Source organism: Enterocloster citroniae (assembly GCF_040545455.1).
Lineage (GTDB): Bacteria > Bacillota > Clostridia > Lachnospirales > Lachnospiraceae > Enterocloster > Enterocloster citroniae.
Genome location: NZ_JBEPLZ010000028.1, coordinates 22,608 through 40,687 on the forward strand (window position 1 = coordinate 22,608; position 18,080 = coordinate 40,687).

16 protein-coding genes and 1 pseudogene are annotated in these 18,080 nt (G+C 45.9%); 14 read left to right on the plus strand and 3 right to left on the minus strand.

Going from position 1 to position 18,080, the window contains the following annotated elements:
- Positions 1-180: 180 nt before the first annotated feature.
- The 10 genes and pseudogenes from ABID13_RS24510 to ABID13_RS24555 form a co-directional block, all read left to right on the plus strand.
- Positions 181-549, plus strand: coding sequence for a hypothetical protein (locus ABID13_RS24510; RefSeq protein WP_007870816.1), 369 nt, complete (start codon positions 181-183; stop codon positions 547-549).
- 170 nt (positions 550-719) lie between these two features.
- A complete protein-coding gene (locus tag ABID13_RS24515) occupies positions 720-1,391 on the plus strand; it encodes a response regulator transcription factor (RefSeq protein WP_007870818.1) in 672 nt (223 codons plus the stop codon).
- Complete coding sequence (locus ABID13_RS24520) at positions 1,388-2,491, plus strand: HAMP domain-containing sensor histidine kinase (RefSeq protein ID WP_048930365.1); 1,104 nt, start codon at positions 1,388-1,390, stop codon at positions 2,489-2,491. The genes ABID13_RS24515 and ABID13_RS24520 overlap by 4 nt, the downstream gene beginning before the upstream one ends.
- Positions 2,492-2,515: 24 nt before the next feature.
- On the plus strand, positions 2,516-2,890 hold the full coding sequence (locus ABID13_RS24525) for a hypothetical protein (RefSeq protein ID WP_007870822.1): 375 nt from the start codon (positions 2,516-2,518) through the stop codon (positions 2,888-2,890).
- A 42-nt stretch (positions 2,891-2,932) separates the two neighbouring features.
- The gene (locus ABID13_RS24530; RefSeq protein WP_007870824.1) at positions 2,933-3,208 is read left to right on the plus strand and encodes a hypothetical protein; all 276 of its coding nucleotides are present in this window, start codon (positions 2,933-2,935) and stop codon (positions 3,206-3,208) included.
- The gene (locus ABID13_RS24535; RefSeq protein ID WP_197092193.1) at positions 3,144-4,106 is read left to right on the plus strand and encodes an MATE family efflux transporter; all 963 of its coding nucleotides are present in this window, start codon (positions 3,144-3,146) and stop codon (positions 4,104-4,106) included. Before ABID13_RS24530 ends, ABID13_RS24535 begins: the two co-directional genes overlap by 65 nt.
- A 95-nt stretch (positions 4,107-4,201) precedes the next feature.
- Entirely contained in the window at positions 4,202-4,756 is a 555-nt protein-coding gene (locus ABID13_RS24540; RefSeq protein ID WP_330376744.1) for a PDDEXK nuclease domain-containing protein, read from the plus strand.
- Positions 4,757-5,115: 359 nt separating this feature from the next.
- Positions 5,116-5,703, plus strand: a complete 588-nt coding sequence (locus ABID13_RS24545; RefSeq protein ID WP_048930368.1) for a WHG domain-containing protein — start codon at positions 5,116-5,118, stop codon at positions 5,701-5,703.
- A gap of 34 nt (positions 5,704-5,737) precedes the next feature.
- Complete coding sequence (locus ABID13_RS24550) at positions 5,738-6,535, plus strand: class I SAM-dependent methyltransferase (RefSeq protein WP_045092621.1); 798 nt, start codon at positions 5,738-5,740, stop codon at positions 6,533-6,535.
- A 195-nt stretch (positions 6,536-6,730) separates the two neighbouring features.
- Positions 6,731-6,880 (plus strand): annotated as a pseudogene (locus tag ABID13_RS24555) (recombinase family protein); the annotation flags it as partial.
- Between the two features lie 443 nt (positions 6,881-7,323).
- Here the strand turns inward: ABID13_RS24555 and ABID13_RS24560 are convergent.
- Together ABID13_RS24560 and ABID13_RS24565 are read right to left on the minus strand one after the other, a co-directional pair.
- On the minus strand, positions 7,324-10,116 hold the full coding sequence (locus ABID13_RS24560; protein ID WP_334291750.1) for a response regulator: 2,793 nt from the start codon (positions 10,114-10,116) through the stop codon (positions 7,324-7,326).
- A gap of 301 nt (positions 10,117-10,417) precedes the next feature.
- Positions 10,418-11,860, minus strand: coding sequence for a GntR family transcriptional regulator (locus tag ABID13_RS24565; RefSeq protein WP_045092623.1), 1,443 nt, complete (start codon positions 11,858-11,860; stop codon positions 10,418-10,420).
- 182 nt (positions 11,861-12,042) lie between these two features.
- Here ABID13_RS24565 and ABID13_RS24570 point away from each other — a divergent pair, with 182 nt between their 5' ends.
- From ABID13_RS24570 to ABID13_RS24585, 4 genes are all read left to right on the plus strand, one after another.
- Positions 12,043-15,930, plus strand: coding sequence for a PAS domain-containing hybrid sensor histidine kinase/response regulator (locus tag ABID13_RS24570; protein WP_048930369.1), 3,888 nt, complete (start codon positions 12,043-12,045; stop codon positions 15,928-15,930).
- A gap of 73 nt (positions 15,931-16,003) precedes the next feature.
- Positions 16,004-16,297: a hypothetical protein gene (locus tag ABID13_RS24575; protein ID WP_048930370.1), complete on the plus strand. Its 294-nt coding sequence runs from the start codon at positions 16,004-16,006 to the stop codon at positions 16,295-16,297.
- 104 nt (positions 16,298-16,401) lie between these two features.
- On the plus strand, positions 16,402-16,602 hold the full coding sequence (locus ABID13_RS24580) for a hypothetical protein (protein ID WP_048930371.1): 201 nt from the start codon (positions 16,402-16,404) through the stop codon (positions 16,600-16,602).
- 169 nt (positions 16,603-16,771) lie between these two features.
- Positions 16,772-17,161, plus strand: a complete 390-nt coding sequence (locus ABID13_RS24585; protein WP_147329421.1) for a hypothetical protein — start codon at positions 16,772-16,774, stop codon at positions 17,159-17,161.
- Positions 17,162-17,321: 160 nt separating this feature from the next.
- Here ABID13_RS24585 and ABID13_RS24590 read toward each other — a convergent pair whose 3' ends face one another.
- A complete protein-coding gene (locus ABID13_RS24590; protein WP_048930373.1) occupies positions 17,322-17,954 on the minus strand; it encodes a TetR/AcrR family transcriptional regulator in 633 nt (210 codons plus the stop codon).
- Positions 17,955-18,080: the final 126 nt, after the last annotated feature.

Here is an 18,080-nt window from a genome sequence, read left to right on the forward strand (position 1 = left end):
CCTGGCACCGGCTTCGGGAAGTTGATGTTAGAAAGGGGCCGATTTCTTATTACATTTAATAATTCTCAAACAATTCTCAATCATTCCAATAACAATCATGGGATACAATGCAATCATCCAGTGAGATATCACTAAAAAATGTACGCTGGCGTACACAAAACAAGAATGGAGGATCATTTCATGGAAAAGAAAAACTTTGTATCACTGATCATGGGAACTGTTGGAGGGATTTTATTCGGGATCGGCATGTGTATGTGCCTGTTACCTGAGTGGAACGCATTTAGGCAGGGGATTCTGGTATCGGCCGTTGGCGCGGTTGTGCTGCTGGCAATGCTGTCCGTGCGCCGCAAAATGGAGGGAAAACCTGCAATACAGCTGAATGCCAAAGCGGTGGGATCTGTGGTACTCGGCATTGCAGGCGCCCTGGTGCTTGGCAGCGGTATGTGCTTGACAATGGTATGGAACATGCTGGTACCTGGTATTGTCATAGGAATTGTGGGTATTGTTTTGCTGCTGTGTTTAATCCCAATCTGTAAAGGTTTGAAATAATACGCTAAAGTCAAAAACGGAAGCAAAAAACATCTGGCAGAGGAGAGGAAGACTCATTAGAAAGAGGTACATGTCAGGCCAAGAATGAATTTTAACAATTCTCAAACAAAAGGTATGGTATACTCTATATAAAAGTAATATTGTCATACGGAATGGAAGGAGATGTTACTATGGTCCATATCTTAATCGTGGAGGATGATTCTGAACTGAATCGGTTTGTATGTTCTTATTTGAATAACAGCGGTTTTATAACTAAGGGATGTTTAAATGCCCGGGATGCGTATGATGAAATGTATAACACGTTATATGACCTGATCATATCGGATATTATGATGCCGGAAATTGACGGGTTTGAATTTGCCAGAACCGTCCGGCAGGTAAATAAGACAATCCCCATCCTGTTTATGTCTGCAAAGGATGACTTGAATTCCAAGCAAAAAGGATTTCAGTTTGGGATTGACGATTATATGGTAAAACCCATCGAGGTGGAGGAACTGCTTTTGCGTGTGCGTGCCCTGCTCCGCCGGGCCAATATAGAGGTGGAGAGAAAGATAACCATCGGCAACCTGACATTGGATGCGGATGCGGTGACCGCTGTTGTAGATGGAACAGAGCTTCCGGTTACAACCAGAGAGTTTAATATTCTGTATAAACTGCTGTCTTATCCCAATAAGACATTTTCCAGAGGGCAGCTGATGGATGAATTCTGGGGATTGGAGAGCGATATCGGGCTGCGGGCAGTTGATGTATATATCACGGGAATCCGAAAGAAATTTTCCGCATGTGATGGCTTTTCACTGAAAACAGTCCGCGGACTTGGATATAAGGCGGTGCTGCAATGAAAGACAAGCCTGCCGAGCTAAGCTATAAAAGAAGCCTGTTTTCCATCAAGTCATATTTTTTTTATTTTCTGATCATTACATTTGCCATCACCTGCTGTCTGCTGCTATTTTTGAGCCATCTTGAACCGGACTATGGAAGTGTCCGTGAAAGCGCTAAACTGACAGCCATGAATGTTGTGCTGATCAGCCTGATCTTAACGGTTTTAGATGGGATCTACCGTAAGATAACGCTGGAGTATCCGATGAAACGGATTTTAAAAGCCTCCCAGAAATTGATAGGAGGCGATTACTCTGTCCGGATCCCTCTTGCCCATGATTTTGACAATACCAATGAACTTGATGTGTTAATTGAAAATTTTAACCGGATAGCAGAGGAACTGTCCGGGGTGGAAACGTTGCGCACCGACTTTGTTTCCAATGTATCCCATGAAATAAAAACTCCGCTGTCAGTCATTCAAAACTATGCTTCTTTATTGCAAAATGCAGAGCTTTCGGAAGAAAAAAAGAAAGAGTATGCAGGGGCGATAGTGGATGCATGCCGCAGACTGACAGGGCTCATCACCAATATCTTAAAGCTGAACAAGCTGGAAAACCAGCAGATTTTTCCGGAAACAAAGGAGTTTGATTTAGATACCCAGCTGTCTGAGTGTATCATACGTCTTGATAATGTGCTGGAACGGAAAGATCTGGAGGTAGAGGTGGATATAGAGGAACGGGTAAAAGTAAAGTCTGATGAGGAATTGCTTGACCTGGTCTGGAATAATCTTTTGTCCAATGCCATAAAATTCACACCGCCGGGAGGAAAAATCACAGTCAGTTTAAAATCAGATAACACAATGGCAGTGATAAAAATATCAGATACAGGCTGCGGAATCAGCAATGAGGTGGGAAAACGCATGTTTGAAAAGTTTTATCAGGGGGACAGCTCCCATGCCACCCAGGGAAACGGCCTGGGGCTTGCTCTGGTAAAACGGGTGGTGGATATTGTCGGAGGCGATATATCCATAGAGAGTAAACTGGGAGAGGGGAGCACATTCACCGTGCGGCTGAAAAAGATCCCGTCCGGAGGGCGGGGGAATCAGTCATCGCCGGAAAAATGAACATAGGGTTGGAGGTTTATTTTTATGGAAGAGAATGAGAAAAAATTCATATATACTTACTCCGCGGGAGAACAGGAGGAGATCAAACAGATTCGTCAGAAATATCTTCGTCCGGAAGAAAATAAGATGGAGCAGCTGAGAAAACTGGACGAAAGCGCAACAAAAAAGGGTATGGCAGTTTCACTGGTTTTGGGAATCGCCAGCACACTTTTTCTTGGCATTGGCATGTGCTGCACAATGGTATGGGCGGATACTATGTTTATTCCCGGCATTGGGATTGGCCTTCTGGGCATTGCCGGAATCGGGGCCTCATTTCCCCTGTACCGGTGTATTACAAAAAGACAGAGGGAGAAGCTGGCGCCTAAGATCATGGAGCTTACAAATGAGCTGATGAAATAAAAACACCAGCATAATAAATCAAAAAATAAAAAAGGTTCGGACATGAAGAAAATAGATTTATCACAAGGTAATATCAGAAAGCTGGTGGTACGGACCGCGGTTCCCATGGTTGTCGCACAGTTTGTCAGTATGCTTTACAATATTGTTGACCGTATTTTTGTGGGAAGGATACCGGGGATCGGAGCAGTAGCCCTGGGCGGTATTGCCCTTGTTTGGATCCACCGAAGCAAATCTTCCCTATGCAGTCCAATATGTGAGAATCATCAGCATGGGCATTCCCTTCTCCATGCTGATAACGGGAATGAATGTTTTTATTAATACCCAGGGGAAAACATTCATTGGTATGATTTCCGTGATCATCGGTGCCGTGATCAACATTGTATTAGACGCGGTGTTTATTCTGGTCATGGACATGGGAGTGGCAGGAGCTGCATGGGCCACAGTGATCGGTCAGGCGGTATCGGCAGCCTGGGTGGTTGGATATCTGATATCCTCCCGCTCGGTAATCCGCCTGAGAAGGTGCAATCTGATACCTGATCGACAGACTCTTGGCAGCATTGTGGCATTGGGGATCTCTAACTTTATCACAACCGGGGCGGAAAGTCTTGTCAATATTATTTTAAACCATTCTTTGAGAAAATATGGCGCAGCCGCGCTGTCCGGCTTTGCCATTGACGGGGCCACGCTTGCAATCTCCGTGGGAACGATCGTTACCGCGACTTCCTCCTTTATACGGCAGCCGGTCAATGGTTTCTGCCAGGGCCTGCAGCCGGTTATAAGCTATAATTACGGCGCGGGGAGACAAGACCGGGTCCGCCAGGCCATTACCTGTTCCATTGTTATAACAACCGTTTACGCTGCGGTCCTGTGGCTGCTTCTGATGGCTGTTCCCGGAAGCTTTTCCAAAATGTTTACGGAGAGCGGTGAGGTGATCGCGGTTTCCAAAAACCTGATCCGAATTTATGTCTTTGGCATGCTGTTCTCCGGTGTGCAGTCCACGCTGATCCAGTCCTTTATTGCCAGAGGGATGAAAAAACAATCCCTGCTTGTATCTGCGTTCAGTAAATGCTTGTATGTGCCCCTTCTCTTGATCCTTCCGGCATTGGTAAAACCGGCTTACAGTGTGCTGGCGATCTATGGGGCTCAGGCGATCACAGATATAATCGGCGTTCTGTTTATTGCAATACTTGCTTCAGTGTACAAAGGATTACAATAAAAATGGACTACCAACCTGCAACTTCTACCGTTCTTTCAAAGAGCGGTATTTCATTTTTCTGAAATGTAATGATCAGCGGATATTATGAGCGTTTAATGCTATCAGACGGTAAGGCGCCTTCCGCCATATCCCAGGCTGCGCCTGCGAACATAATCAGGGACATGTATATGTTGGAGTTTTTAGATCTGCCAGAGCCTTATAGGGAATATGATTTGAAAAAGGCCATTTTGAAGAACATGAAAAAGTTTTTACTGGAATTTGGCAGGGATTTTATTTTTATGGGAGAAGAATATCATCTTCAAGTAGGAAAGAACGACTATTATACGGATTTAATCTTTTTTCATAGGGAACTACAATGCCTTGTTGCAATTGAGTTGAAAATTGATGATTTCAAACCGGAATACCTGGGAAAAATGCAGTTCTATCTGGAAGCGTTAGACCGGGATGTAAAGAAGCCCCACGAAAATCCCAGCGTTGGCATTATTCTTTGCAAGAGCAAGGACGAGGACGTTGTTGAATATGCCCCGAGCCGGAACATGAGTCCAACCATGATTTCCGAATATCGGACGAAACTAATCAGCAAGGAAATCTTACAAAAGAAACTTAAGGAATTAACGGAAATGGTGGATGAGGATAAAAACTCTCAATGACGTTGAGAGTTTTTCAAAAAATCAATTTATTATGTTAGTACAAAAATAGCAGGGGATTATAATGAGTCTCTGCTATTTTATGGCCTCAAGCCAATATAAGGAGCGAAGCGATGCTGACTCTTCGGGCCATGTTGGCCCGAAGCCGGGTTTGGGGAGGTTCCCCAACAAGCAGATGTTTGACGTTCCGGCCGAAGAGCCGGAATGTCATTTATTTCCCCAAAATCTATTACATAGCTTCGTGACAAGTTGGCTTAACGTAAACAAGTATCAATTTTCAATATATGCTTGACAAATCACTTATGTTATGCAACAGTTGTTATACAACATAAGTGACGCGAAAGCTGGAAGGAGAAACTAATATGCCACCAAAAGCAAAAATAACAAAAGAAAAGATATTGAATACTGTTTTAGAAATCACAAAAGAAACCGGCTTTGAAACGGTAAACGCAAGAAGTATTGCCAATAAATTGCAATGTTCTACTCGACCAATTTTCACTTGCTATGAAAATATGGATGAAGTAAAAAAGGATTTTCTTAATTTTGCGTATAAATACTATGAACAGTTTGTTACATCTTATCGTGATTCGGAAAAAATCAATTCTTCTTTAGTTTACCCACTATCATACATTGAATTTGCTCAAGATGAAACCTATTTATTTAAGTTTTTGTTCATAGATGATATGGACTTAAATATGTCAAAAGCAACAGATTTTTATAAAGAAGAAGATAATGAAAAAAGAGCTAATGACTTTTCTGAATCTATCGGAATCAGATTAGAAAAAGCAAAAACAATTTTTTTGGATTTATTTTTATACTCTCATGGTATTGCTGTTCTTACGGCAACAAAGAAAATGAAGCTGGATAAAGATAGCGCTCAAAAAATGGTGATAAACGTATTATCCATTTTGATAAAGCAAGAAAAACCTGATTGGCATTTAGAAATATAATTTTACTAGATTAAACGCAAAGGAGGTTTGTTAGGTGCAATCAAATCAATACTTAATTGACTTTTATAGCAATTATGATGAGGAAAAACGGTTGCTATTAAAGCATGGCTCTGTTGAATTTCTTACCACTATGCGTTACATTGAAAAATATGTAACACCTGGCAATCATATACTTGAAATCGGAGCTGGAACAGGAAGGTATTCACATGCATTGGCTCGCCAAGGCCATGCTATTGATGCAGTAGAATTAGTAGAGCATAATATAGAAATCTTCCGTAAAAATACACAACCAGGTGAAAACATAACTATTACACAAGGTAATGCCATTAATTTATCTGCTTTTTCTGATAACACATATGATATTACCCTGATTTTGGGACCACTTTATCATTTATACAATGTCACAGATAAACGGCAGGCTTTAAGGGAAGCGATTCGCGTAACAAAACCGGGAGGAATTGTTTTTGCTGCTTATGTTATATCAGATGGCTGCCTCCTTGATGAAGGATTTATGCATGGCAATATCAATGTTGCTGAATATATAAAAAATGGTCTGCTCGATTCAAAAACATTTGCTGCAAAATCTGAGCCAAAAGATTTATTTGAACTTGTTCGTAAAGAAGATATTGATCACATAATGTCTGTATTCTCTGTAAATCGTTTACATTATGTAGCAGCAGATGGTACCGCATTACTTATGCGTGACGCCATAGATAAAATGAATCAAGATACTTTTGAATTATATTTAAAGTATCATTTCGCTATTTGTGAGCGAATGGATTTAATAGGTATAACAAGCCATGCGATTGATATATTTAGAAAACCTACATAAATAACTCAAACCAACATTATATAGCTATGAAATAAATTACATAGATTTATAAAATTCCTACCGCTATAACGGTGAAAGAAAAAACCATCGTTGCGGAGGTATTTCGTGTTGCTTCTTAAAAAAAGAGGCGGCGGTTTTGAAGAAATTCAGACCGCCGTTTTCTTTTTGAAAAAAAGAATATAGAGGGTGTATTAAATCGTCAATGATGCCGCCGACTTCGCTGGGACAAACGGCTGTTATCTTTATCAGGGCCGGGCTGTGAAGGAGGATAAGGACAGGAGCCTGAAAGACCAGATACTTGTTATCGCTCCCCATGAAGGGCTTGTTTCTTCCGACACATGGCTGAAATCGCCGCTTTTGGTCGCTGTCCGTAATGTGGGTTATGCAGATGCCCTGGTATCAATGATGTCTTTACAGGCTGCCCTTCTTGTGTCTTTTGGTGATGGAGAGCCGGATCCCAGGCTGATGAATGGGATTTCCGGAGCCGCAGTCTGTGGGACCGTATCGCTGATTGGAATTTATATGATATATTCTTCCGGCAGACAAAAAAGAAACGAATGATTAATATCTCTCAAACAGGATCATGACAAAACGGGAATAATGGTATGATAACTTCCTCTATGGCAGTACTCTTGGAGTCTCCTCGCAAATCTGAGCACCAGGAGATTCCGAGAGAATATTGAAAATTCAGAGGAGGAATGTTTATATGGGGAAGCAGATGGCGGAGAGGGAATGTGTCTGAGCGGGGCGTGAATGAGAGGGGCGTGAATGAGAGGAAATTACATGCTCTATCCGATCCACTGCCCCAAAGTTTCCATAAGCAGTTCCACATCAATGGGTTTTGCAATGTGGTCATTCATTCCCGCACTGTGGGCTTTTCCTATATCGGATGCAAATGCATTGGCTGTCAGGGCCAGGATCGGGATGGTATGGGCGTCCTCATGTTCCAGGGCGCGGATCGCTCTTGTTGCTTTGTAACCATCCATGACGGGCATTTGGATATCCATCAGAATGCAGGCATATTCTCCGGGAGCAGAGGTTTTAAACCGGTCCACTGCCATGAGACCATTATCCGCTGTATCGATCAAAAGGCCATGGGCCTTAAGCAGTTCCATTGCAATCTCGCGGTTGAGTTCATTATCCTCTGCCAGCAGAAGCTTTTTACCGTTTAAGGCAGCATTTGGCCGTGTGTGCATGGCGCTCCGGGATTCAGAACGGTCGTTTCTGCGGAATTTTTGGAAAGCATATACTATTTTTGATTTAAATAAAGGTTTTGTGATAAAGGCATCTGCGCCTGCCAGCCGGAACTTATCCTCAATCTCAGAAAAGTCGTAGGCGGAAATAATGATAATGGGCATATCCGGGCCAACCCTTGTGCGGATCAGCTTCAGGGTTTCCAGACCGTCAATATCGGGCATGATCCAGTCCAGGATCACTGCAAAAAAGTCATCCGACTGTTCATGGGCCTTAACAACACGGTCCACGGCTTCCCTGCCGGACAGAACCCAGCTGCACTGCATTCCCAGTTCATTCAGGATTTCTGAAACACTTTCACATATGGCCTGGTCGTCATCCGCCACCAAAACAGGCAGTCCGGCCAGTTCCCCGTCATCTGTTTCCGGCTCACTGCACAGATCAAAGGTAACGGCAACCACAAACTGGCTGCCTTTTCCCGGAGTGCTTTTCACCTCGATGGTGCCGTTCATCATGCGTACGATATTCTGTGTGATCGCCATTCCAAGGCCGGTGCCCTGGATATTGTTGATCCTGGCGTCATCTGCCCGGGAGAATGGTTCAAAGACATGGGAGATGAAGTCCTCATGCATTCCGATCCCTGAGTCGGTGACCACGAAAGAATACTGTCCCTTGCCCTTTGCAAAAGACGGGGTTTCCTGGATCCGCAGCCCGATGTTCCCGCCTTCAGGCGTATATTTGACGGCGTTGGAGAGTAGATTTACAAGCACCTGCTGCAGGCGTCCCTTGTCTGTCACCACATGTTCATGGCGGACCCGATTGGCATTTACCTGCAGTGTCTGATATTTTTCCGCTACCAGAGGGCGGAATACATCCATCACATCTTCGATCAGCTTGGGAAGGGAGACTTCCTCATATATCAGATCGATCTTCCCGCTTTCAATCTTGGACATATCCAGAACCTCATTGATCAGATTCAGCAGATGGCGGCTGGAGGTGTTGATCTTTGCAAGGCAGTCCTGTATTTTATCTGGTGAGTTCAGATTTGACTGTGCAATGACCGACATGCCTATGATGGCATTCATAGGTGTACGGATATCATGGGACATGGAGGAGAGGAAGTTGGTTTTTGCATCACTGGCAATCCGGGCTGTCTTACAGGCATCCTCCAGCACCTGCCTCTGTCTCGCCTGCTCCATGCGCTCCTTGGTTACGTCAAGGCCCACGCTGTAATAGGAGGGGATGCCGTCCCAGCTGTCCTGGGCACTGACAAAGCTGAAGGACAGTGCCAGTATTTTGAGAGCGCCATGATAAGTGACAATACGCCCTTCGGCCGCTGTGGGTTTTCCGGTCACCCTTGACTGATCCATAATATCAGTTATATGGACAATATCATCCGGGTGCACATAGGTACACTGGGAATGCAGCACCTGCTCAAATTCATTCCCTGTATAGCCGATCAGGTCCAGGAAGCCGCCGCCATACCAGAGGATTGTCCTCATATCTCTGGCATCCACCCGCGCAAATCCGCCATGGACACTGTTGATCAGCGCATCCCGCTCCTGGTCCTTTTTAGCCAGTTTATACTCCGCGCTGAACATATCATGGGAGAGTTCCAGCCGTGCCCGGTGCCCCTTCCAGCCGATCTCCAGATTCTTGATCATAAATGTCCGGCCCAGAGTGGGATTATAGAACTCCCACTTATAAAAATTATCTTTGTTCAGTTTGCAGTTGGTGCAGAAAGGGCAGGGGGAGGTACGTCCCTGGATCACTTCATAACACTTACGGCCAACTGTTTTCGCTGCCGGCATGCCAAGAACCTCGCAGGAAGTATGATTCAGATAAAGAAGCTCATATGTATCCATATCACTGACATAGGCATTTCCTTCGTATGTATCCAGCACCGATTGGAAGCAATGGTGCTGCTGTTGGCATAGCCGGGCCTGTTCTTCTTTTTCAAAGGCCAGCGCGTTTACATCGGCTAATTCCAATTGGAGCACCGGGCTCCTTGCTGCCGGATCCGCGGTTATGGTCCCCAGAAGGCGTACCCAGGAAAAACCATCTGCCTTCCGGGGCAGCCGGATGGTCATATCAAGATTAGGATCACCTGTGGAGGCTGCCTGAGCCGCCTCATGGCGTATTGCTGTGAAATCATCGGGAAACGGACGGTAGTACTCCTCCAGACTTGAGAAGAGATGATAAAATCCTTCCATTGTATATCCTGTAAGGCGGAAAAAGCCGGAGTTCCCCCATAAAATTGTTAAGGAGTCATCCAACAAACAGCAGATAACACCGACCTTTAATAAATCGATTCCTGCAGGACATGTTCTTCCTGACAACTGCGGCGGATCAGAATCCCTTCGTTTGTATCTTTTTTTGATATCCATTGTTTGGCCACCCGTCCTAAAAACTGCAATTCTATGTTCACATACCTAATTATTGCCATAAGTATAACAAAAGAAATAAAAAATAGCAAGGGGTGTCTTGGTGTCCAGGATGCTGCAGATTCTTGCTGTTTTTATTATGGTTGTTGGGGTGCAGTGAGTTATCTGTCATCATTTGGAACTTTAGATTGGCCTGGTTTGGTATTTTAATCATTTCTTCCTTTCCTAAGATTTGAAAGAGTTCTTTGCTTTGCGTACAAGCCTTTGTGCACAAGCCTTTTGTTCCAGGGTCAGGTAACTTTACCTAAAGGTCAGGGATCAGAAGTCTTTCTGCTTCTCCGATTCCCAGCCGGACCAGTTTAGTGATTGCAAGACGGAACTCATGGATCATGAGTGCTTCCAGATCACCGGAAAAACGGATGGGATCCCTGTCTTTCAGGGACTGGAGTAAGGTCTTATAAGATGAGAGACAGAAATCGGTCTGTCCCTCATCTTCTTTCCACATACTGCGCAGGCCATATCCCCAGAAGAGCTGCTTTAAAAGCTCGCTGTAAACGGTACGGACCGCCCGGTAGGGGGCAAACTGCCTTAACAGGTCAAGGGCGTCATAAGCAATAAGATGATACATCTGACGCGCTTCCATTGTAGTCAGGAATTCTATGCTTTTCTGCATTTGTTCAGCATCTAAGGATGATATTGTAAGTTCTGAAACCTCTTTACAGGACAGTGTTAAGATCTGCAGGCTCTGCGCCATATCCAAGAGACGTTTGCGGACCACCGGGTTATCAAAGTCGCAGTTACCCGCCGTCTCATGAAAAGGAAGGACCTTGGTTCCGATTCGTTTCATGGACTTGACCGCGCCAACGCCGTTGAGCAGGGAGAGGGTGCGGCGTACTGTGCTCACAGACACATTCCTCTCTTTGGACAGTCTGTTAAGGGAGGGCAGCAGCGTATCCACCGGATAACGGCCAAGGCTGATGTCGATCAGCAGGTCCATGGCAAGGGAATAGCAGATCTGTGACGCCTTTTTATAGGAATTCCAAGTAAAGGAAATCTCATCCTGCGGCGGCAGTGTGATCCGTTCCTTATAAAATTCACATAAGGACACAGACAGGAAATCCTGGGCCTGACAGATCAATTCCCTGAGAGGGTCCCAGTCCTGGTTAAGACAAAAGTCCAGGGACCGGGGGGCAAATTCATTGACGGCATAATCACACCATGGATTGTCCGGCACACATAAAAAAGGAGCTTCAAAGAACATATAGACCTGCCAGAGGAGCCGGGTAAGTAGGTCGTTGCCCAGGGAGTCGTATGCCTGCATCATATGGTTAAATGCTATAAAAGGCTGCAGGCCATGATTCCTCTTTCGTTCCATCATATTGGTGTAAATCTCCCCTGGGGCATTTTTCAGGCCGATCCACTGGGCATTGGTAAAGAGCGGACGCAAAGATCTGCTCAGATCGATCAATGCGCTCTTTCTAGGGGAAAAGAAAAGCTGGACATGCTGTTCTATTTCCTGTTCCCCGTAATCCTTAATGACGGTTGACCCCACATTCTGGGACAGGGTAACATATCCCTCCTGTTCCAACTGGAGATAAGCGCTGCGTATGGTATCCAGTGATACAAGGAAGTTTTCAGTGTTGTTTTCCATTGTGGGGAGAACATCGCCAAAGCGATAGGCGCCAAATTGTATATGTGTCTTCAGAACATCATATACAATTTGGCACCGTTCCATATCATTTTTCACGTATTCACCTCGTTTTAACTATTTAATATACCATAGCAAGTATAACATGATTGCGGTTACTTGTAAAACGTTGCTATTCCCAATAAAATTTGGTATACTGGAAGCATTATTATGTATGTGAACATAGGGAAATAAAATCTGCAGTGATTCAGCCCGGACGGCGTGAGAGGAGTATTCCAGCAATGACAAAGGATACAGGGATTTCCATGGACCAGCTAGAGTCCATATTGGATCATTCACCAACAACCATTATTATCAGTTCTCTGGACAACCGGGAGCTTCTTTATGCAAATAAAGCTGCGTGTTCCAGAATATCCAAAAAGGGAAAGGACAGCCCTTTGACCTGTTATCAGGCGTTTGGATATGACAGTCCCTGTCCTACCTGTCCGTCAGGAAGGGTTGGACAGGAGGAATCCGCGCTCCGTGAACTTTATGATCCTGAGAACGGCCATACCTACCGGTTTGTTGGAAAGGATATTGACTGGGCCGGCCGCCCGGCACATATTGAGTATATCTCTGACATCAGCAAACAAAAGCTGCTGGAACAGGAGTTGGACCACCTTGTAAATTCCATTCCGGGTGGAATCGCAAGCTACGAGGTGAGGGAGGGCCGCTTTGTCCCCGTCTATTTCTCGGACGGTGTTATGGAAATCTCCGGCCACACCAGGGAAGAATACAATGAAATGGCTAAAAACGATGCATTGGATGTCATCTATGAGGCTGACCGGGACCGGGTAATGGCAGCCGCTGCAAAAGCGCTGGAAAGGGGGGAGGCTTTAGATGTATCTTACCGGATGCGCCACAAAGACGGCCGTCTGATCTGGGTTCACTTAAATGGACGGCAGATTAAATCCTCCTCTGTGGCCGCCATGTTCTATGCCGTGTTCACAGGGCTGTCCTCGGAAAGCCGCTTATATCAGAATATCACCAACGAAACCGCGGACAGCATCTATGTCATTGCAAAGGATACCTTTGAACTGCTCTATGTCAATGAAACCGACAGCATACTTTCACCAGCGCCGGGCTGTCTTGGCGAAAAATGTTATGCTGCCCTCCATCACCAAAAGGCGCCTTGCGGATTCTGCGGCATTATGGCTGGCAGGATGGAAGGCGAAGAGTATGAGATTAAAGAAGACGGAACTGAGCGGATCACCTATACCCGTTCCATTGAGACTGACTGGAACGGCATTCCTGCTTATGTAAAATACGTAAGGGATGTCACTGAGATAGTCCAGACCCGAAGGGATAAAGAACGTCTGGATCTTTACTTTAGAAGCATTGTAGAACAGTTCCCCGGGGGTATTTCCATGATGGCATATAGTCCGGACGGGACCATGAAGCTGGAATTTATTTCTCCGGGCTTTGCTGCCATGATGCAGCGGACCGTGGAGGAGGCGAAACGCCTGTATGATGAAGATATCTTTGCAAATATCCATCCCGAGGACGTGAAGAAGAATCTGCGTAAGCTAAATAAATTTTTAAAGAGCAAAAAAGGGTCATGCGAACTGATCGCACGTATGCAGCGGAAGGATGGAACTTATCTCTGGACCAGCAGTATGCTGTCCATGCTGCCTTCAACGGATGACATCCTCCGGATCTACATTGTGTACACGGATATCACCAAGACGGTCAAAGAGCAGGAACAGCTGCGGCGCCGGTACGATGAGCAACTTCTGGAGCATTATCATAAGACAGGAGCCAATGAACTGATCCTGGGGCACAGTAATATTTCCCGAGACCGTGTTGTGGAAATGAGGGATTCCACAAATTCCGCTCTTGTGAAGCGGTTTGGGACCAGCCGGGATGTTTTTTTTCAGGGGCTTGCGGGGATGATCACAGATAAAGAGGATTACGAAACATTTTTAAACATGTTTATGAATGAATCTCTATTGGAAGCATACTCCCAGAATAAAACAGAGCAGGTGATGAAATGCTTCATCCAGCTGCCGGAGGAGAAATACGGGCGTTTCGTCCAGTTCAAAGTGAATCTTCTCACAGGGCCGGAGGCGGGGGAGGTCATAGGAATCCTTACGGTTACCGACATCACGGAAGAAAACATATCGGAACGGATCTTCCATCAGCTTTCTGTGACCAGCCATGACTTTGTGGTGGATGTGGACCTTCTCCATGATTCCTACAGGATACTGGCTTATTACAAAGGCGCTTCCTACATTCCGCCTCTTGAAGGTTCTCATTCGGGTCAGGCGGCAAATATGGCAGATTCTGTAGTGCTGCCAAAGGACAGCAGACAGTTTGTACATGCGCTGGATGCGGAAGAAATGCGCAGAAGATTAAAGAAAGGTCCCTATACCATTACCTTTTCCACGGCAAATCATGGGGATATCCGCATAAAGAACATGACCATTGCCTCCATTGAACCTCTCCTGGAGCGCTATTGCATGGTGTGTACGGATATCACGGATTCTGTCAGGGAACAGCAGGGGCTGCTGCACATGATGGCATATACATTTGAACTCATGGGACTGCTGGATATCAGCAGCGGGAGCGTTACCATGTACACCAGAAACATGGTCCTGGAAAACCTGCTCCCTGACACCATAGAGAATTATGAGGAAGCGGTTGGGATCTTTACTGATCACGATATCGTGTCTGAATCCGTAAAGGATGTGCAGGATCAGTTTCAGATCCGCTGGATCCTTAACCGGCTGGAACAGGAGCCGTCTGGATATGATTTTGTAGCAGCCTGCCAATGCGAAAATGGTCTCAGGTATAAACAGTTCAGTATGCTTTGGGGTAACAGGAATCATGATACGGTCTGTGTGGTCCGGGCGGATGTTACGGACATGATCGCTGAGGAGCGCAAGGTGAAAACGGAATTGGAAAACGCTCTGGCCAACGCGGAGGCGGCCAATGAGGCAAAAAGTAATTTCTTATCCGCCATGAGCCATGATATCCGCACCCCCATGAACGCCATTGTGGGCATGACGACCCTGGCTTTTGCTCATATGGATGACAGGAAGAGGCTGGAGGACTGCCTGCAAAAGATTACTGTATCCAGCAGGCATTTACTAAGCCTGGTAAATGATGTGCTGGATATGAGCCGGATCGAGCAGTCCAGGATATCACTGAACCATATGAAGCTTCTGCTTCCCGATATCGTGGACCAGCTGACTGCGATCCTGATCCCCCAGGCCAGGGAGCAGGGCGTGCGGCTGTCTGTTTGCCTGGAGCAGGTTTCCCATACCGCTTTTTACGGTGACTCACTGAGGATCAATCAGATTCTGATCAATCTGTTGAGCAACGCGATTAAGTTTACCCCTGCTGGCGGCAGGGTGGATTTTTTTGTGGAAGAGTTTGCGCCTGATCATGCACCGGCGGATGCAGGGGCGGGTGCAGAGGCGGAAGAACCTGCAACGGATCATACGCAGGCGGATATACGGTACCGGTTTACCGTGCAGGACACGGGAATTGGAATGAGCGGAGAATTCCTGAAGCATATTTTTGAACCATTTACCCGGGAACAGGCAGCGGCACAGATCGAAGGCACCGGTTTGGGGTTAAGCATTGCAAAGAGACTGGTTGATATAATGGGAGGCGAAATCTCAGTGGAGAGCAGGATCGGACAGGGCAGCAGATTTACCGTGGAACTGGAGTTTGAAAAGGCAGAACCTTCTTTAAACGTGAACGCGGACAAGGGAGAGACCTCTGATTCCAAGATGACGGACCTATTGACCGGACGCCGCTTTCTGGTGGCCGAGGATAATGAGATCAATGCTGAAATCCTCCGCGAACTCCTTTATATGGAAGGGGCCTCCTGTGTACGCAGGGAAGACGGAGTCCGAACGGTGGAAGCCTTCCGATCAGCAGAACCAGGGACCTATGATGCCATACTGATGGATATCCAGATGCCTGGAATGAACGGATATGAAGCAACCCGCGCAATCCGCAGCCTGGACCGTAGGGATGCAAAGGAGGTACCGATCATAGCTATGACAGCCAATGCCTTTGCGGAAGATGTCCAGGCGGCATTGGAGGCAGGGATGAATGCCCATGTGGCAAAACCCATTGACATGGATCTGCTGCGGGCCGCCTTAGGTAAGGTGTTCTGACACAGGGCAAATACACACCACCAATGGGCATTATTAATAAAAGTGTATTGATGGAGGGAAAAAATAAACATAAATGAATGATGAATTGATGGATGTGCTGAAGGTGATCGCAGATAAACGGATGGAGAGGACGATTGAAGGACTGCTGAGTGAGGACGCAGCATACAGGAAATTGTCAAAGTCAGCCTGTTCCATGGAACGGATCTATGATGCATTAAATCTGGATCCGGATATAAAGATAGTGATCGATCAACTGCTGGCAGAGAGGGATGGGATGAATATGGAGAAAACATCCCTTGCATATTGGGCGGGGATGATGGATGCCATTATTATTTTACGGAATATGGATATCATTACCCTGGCGTAACTTGTTGTTTATATAAAATAGTGGTAAACTACTAATAGTGAATAAGGACAGGACCTCCAGGGTTTTTACCCCAGAAGTCCTGTCCATAAAAAAGGATGACCGGAATGGATACGATCATTGTTCGTGGAAATAAGCCACTGATACTCATAGCCGTTCTGATGTTTGCGGCTGCCTTTATCTTTTTACCTATTATTATCTATTCTGACCTAAATGGAAATGAGACAGTTTTGTTTGGCTATATAATGGCCGCGGGTTTCTTTGCCGGCGGTTTGCTTTTACTGCTGTATTATAAGCTGCAGCGCTGAACTGCTGAAATTCTTTGAGATGAGAGGAATCCCCATTACACTGCAGGATGTATCCATCCGTGAGGGAAAGGTGACTGTAAAACAGGACCAGGGCGAAGTGACTGAAAGGATTTGGGCAAAACACCCGCGTTTTTATCAATCACCGTTATGGATCAGGCGTGTAAGGCTGATGTTGAAACTGATGAATATCGCCGGAGTTGTGCTTGCGGTGGCGGCATGGCAGTTATTTGATATAAGACAAGAAGGTCTGGTATACATATTCTGTCCCCTTGCCTTTTATATTACATATCTTTTATTTTACCGGATCATTGTATTTGAGGTTCCGAAGACGGCCACAAAACATTGGAAGGAGACACATATCAATTTCCCCTTTGCAGCCCTGATCCTTATGATCCCGGTTTTATTGATCGCCCGCCCTGCCCGTTCGCGCAAAACAGTGTTGGGGATATGCCTCCTTTTGCTAATGTACGGCTATATCAGTATGCCCTATGTCAACTGGGTCTTTTGTACCGGACAGCCGGAATATGAACCAGGAGTCGTGGTGGATAAGGCGCATTGACAAGCCGCATTGACAGGACTGTCAGCCATAAAACGGTCTATGCAAAAGGCCGGGATATACAGGCGGATTTATGATCCCCTTGTGTATCCCGGCCTTTGTTTGTCCATGGAGCGGGCAGCTCAAACGCTTTTACCAGTGCCGCGGGACCTTTGGACCAGTCTTACAGTGAACCGGCCGTGAGTTGATTTAGAATAAAGTCCAGATCCTTTGCAGACTGTTCCATCAGGTCATAGGTGTAGTCATGGAGACACCAGTCCAGAATGGTTCCGCGGCCGATCCGAAGCAAAAAATCCGTGATCTCTTCAGAATCCATGGAAATGCTGCCGCAGCCGGAACCCGTGGCCTGGGCGGGCGGGGTGATAAGTCCCTCATCCACAGCCTGCCTCACAAATCCCAGGACCGCCTGATAGTAGGAACGGCTTTTTTTGGTAATATAATTGTCCCTGATGGAAAGCTGGGAGATATAAAGCTCTTTGGCAAATTGCGCCCCGTTGTCAAATATGTACTGATTCAGGCTCAGCACAATGTGGCGGATGGCCTTGACCGGGTCCTTTTCATGGTATGAGTTTAAAAATTCGCTCAGGCCCTCATCATAGGATGCAAAGCCCTGGGCGATCAGATCCTCCTTGGACGAGTAATGGTGGTAAAATGCTCCGGTGGAAACGCCGCTTTTTTCACAGAGCCTGCGGATGGTCAGGGCAGGGTAGCCCTCCTCGCGGATCAGCTCATATGCGGTGTACAATAATTTTCGTTTTGTTGTCATGGCTTGTTTCTGCCGGTTGGTCATTTCCATGTTCCATCCTCCATCTTCCTTGTGGGCGTCAGACGCTTATGGATTATTCTAGTATAAAAAGTTGAAAAAAACAAGAGAAGAGCGTTGACATTTTCCTGTCAGTCTGTTAAACTTCATTTCAGATAA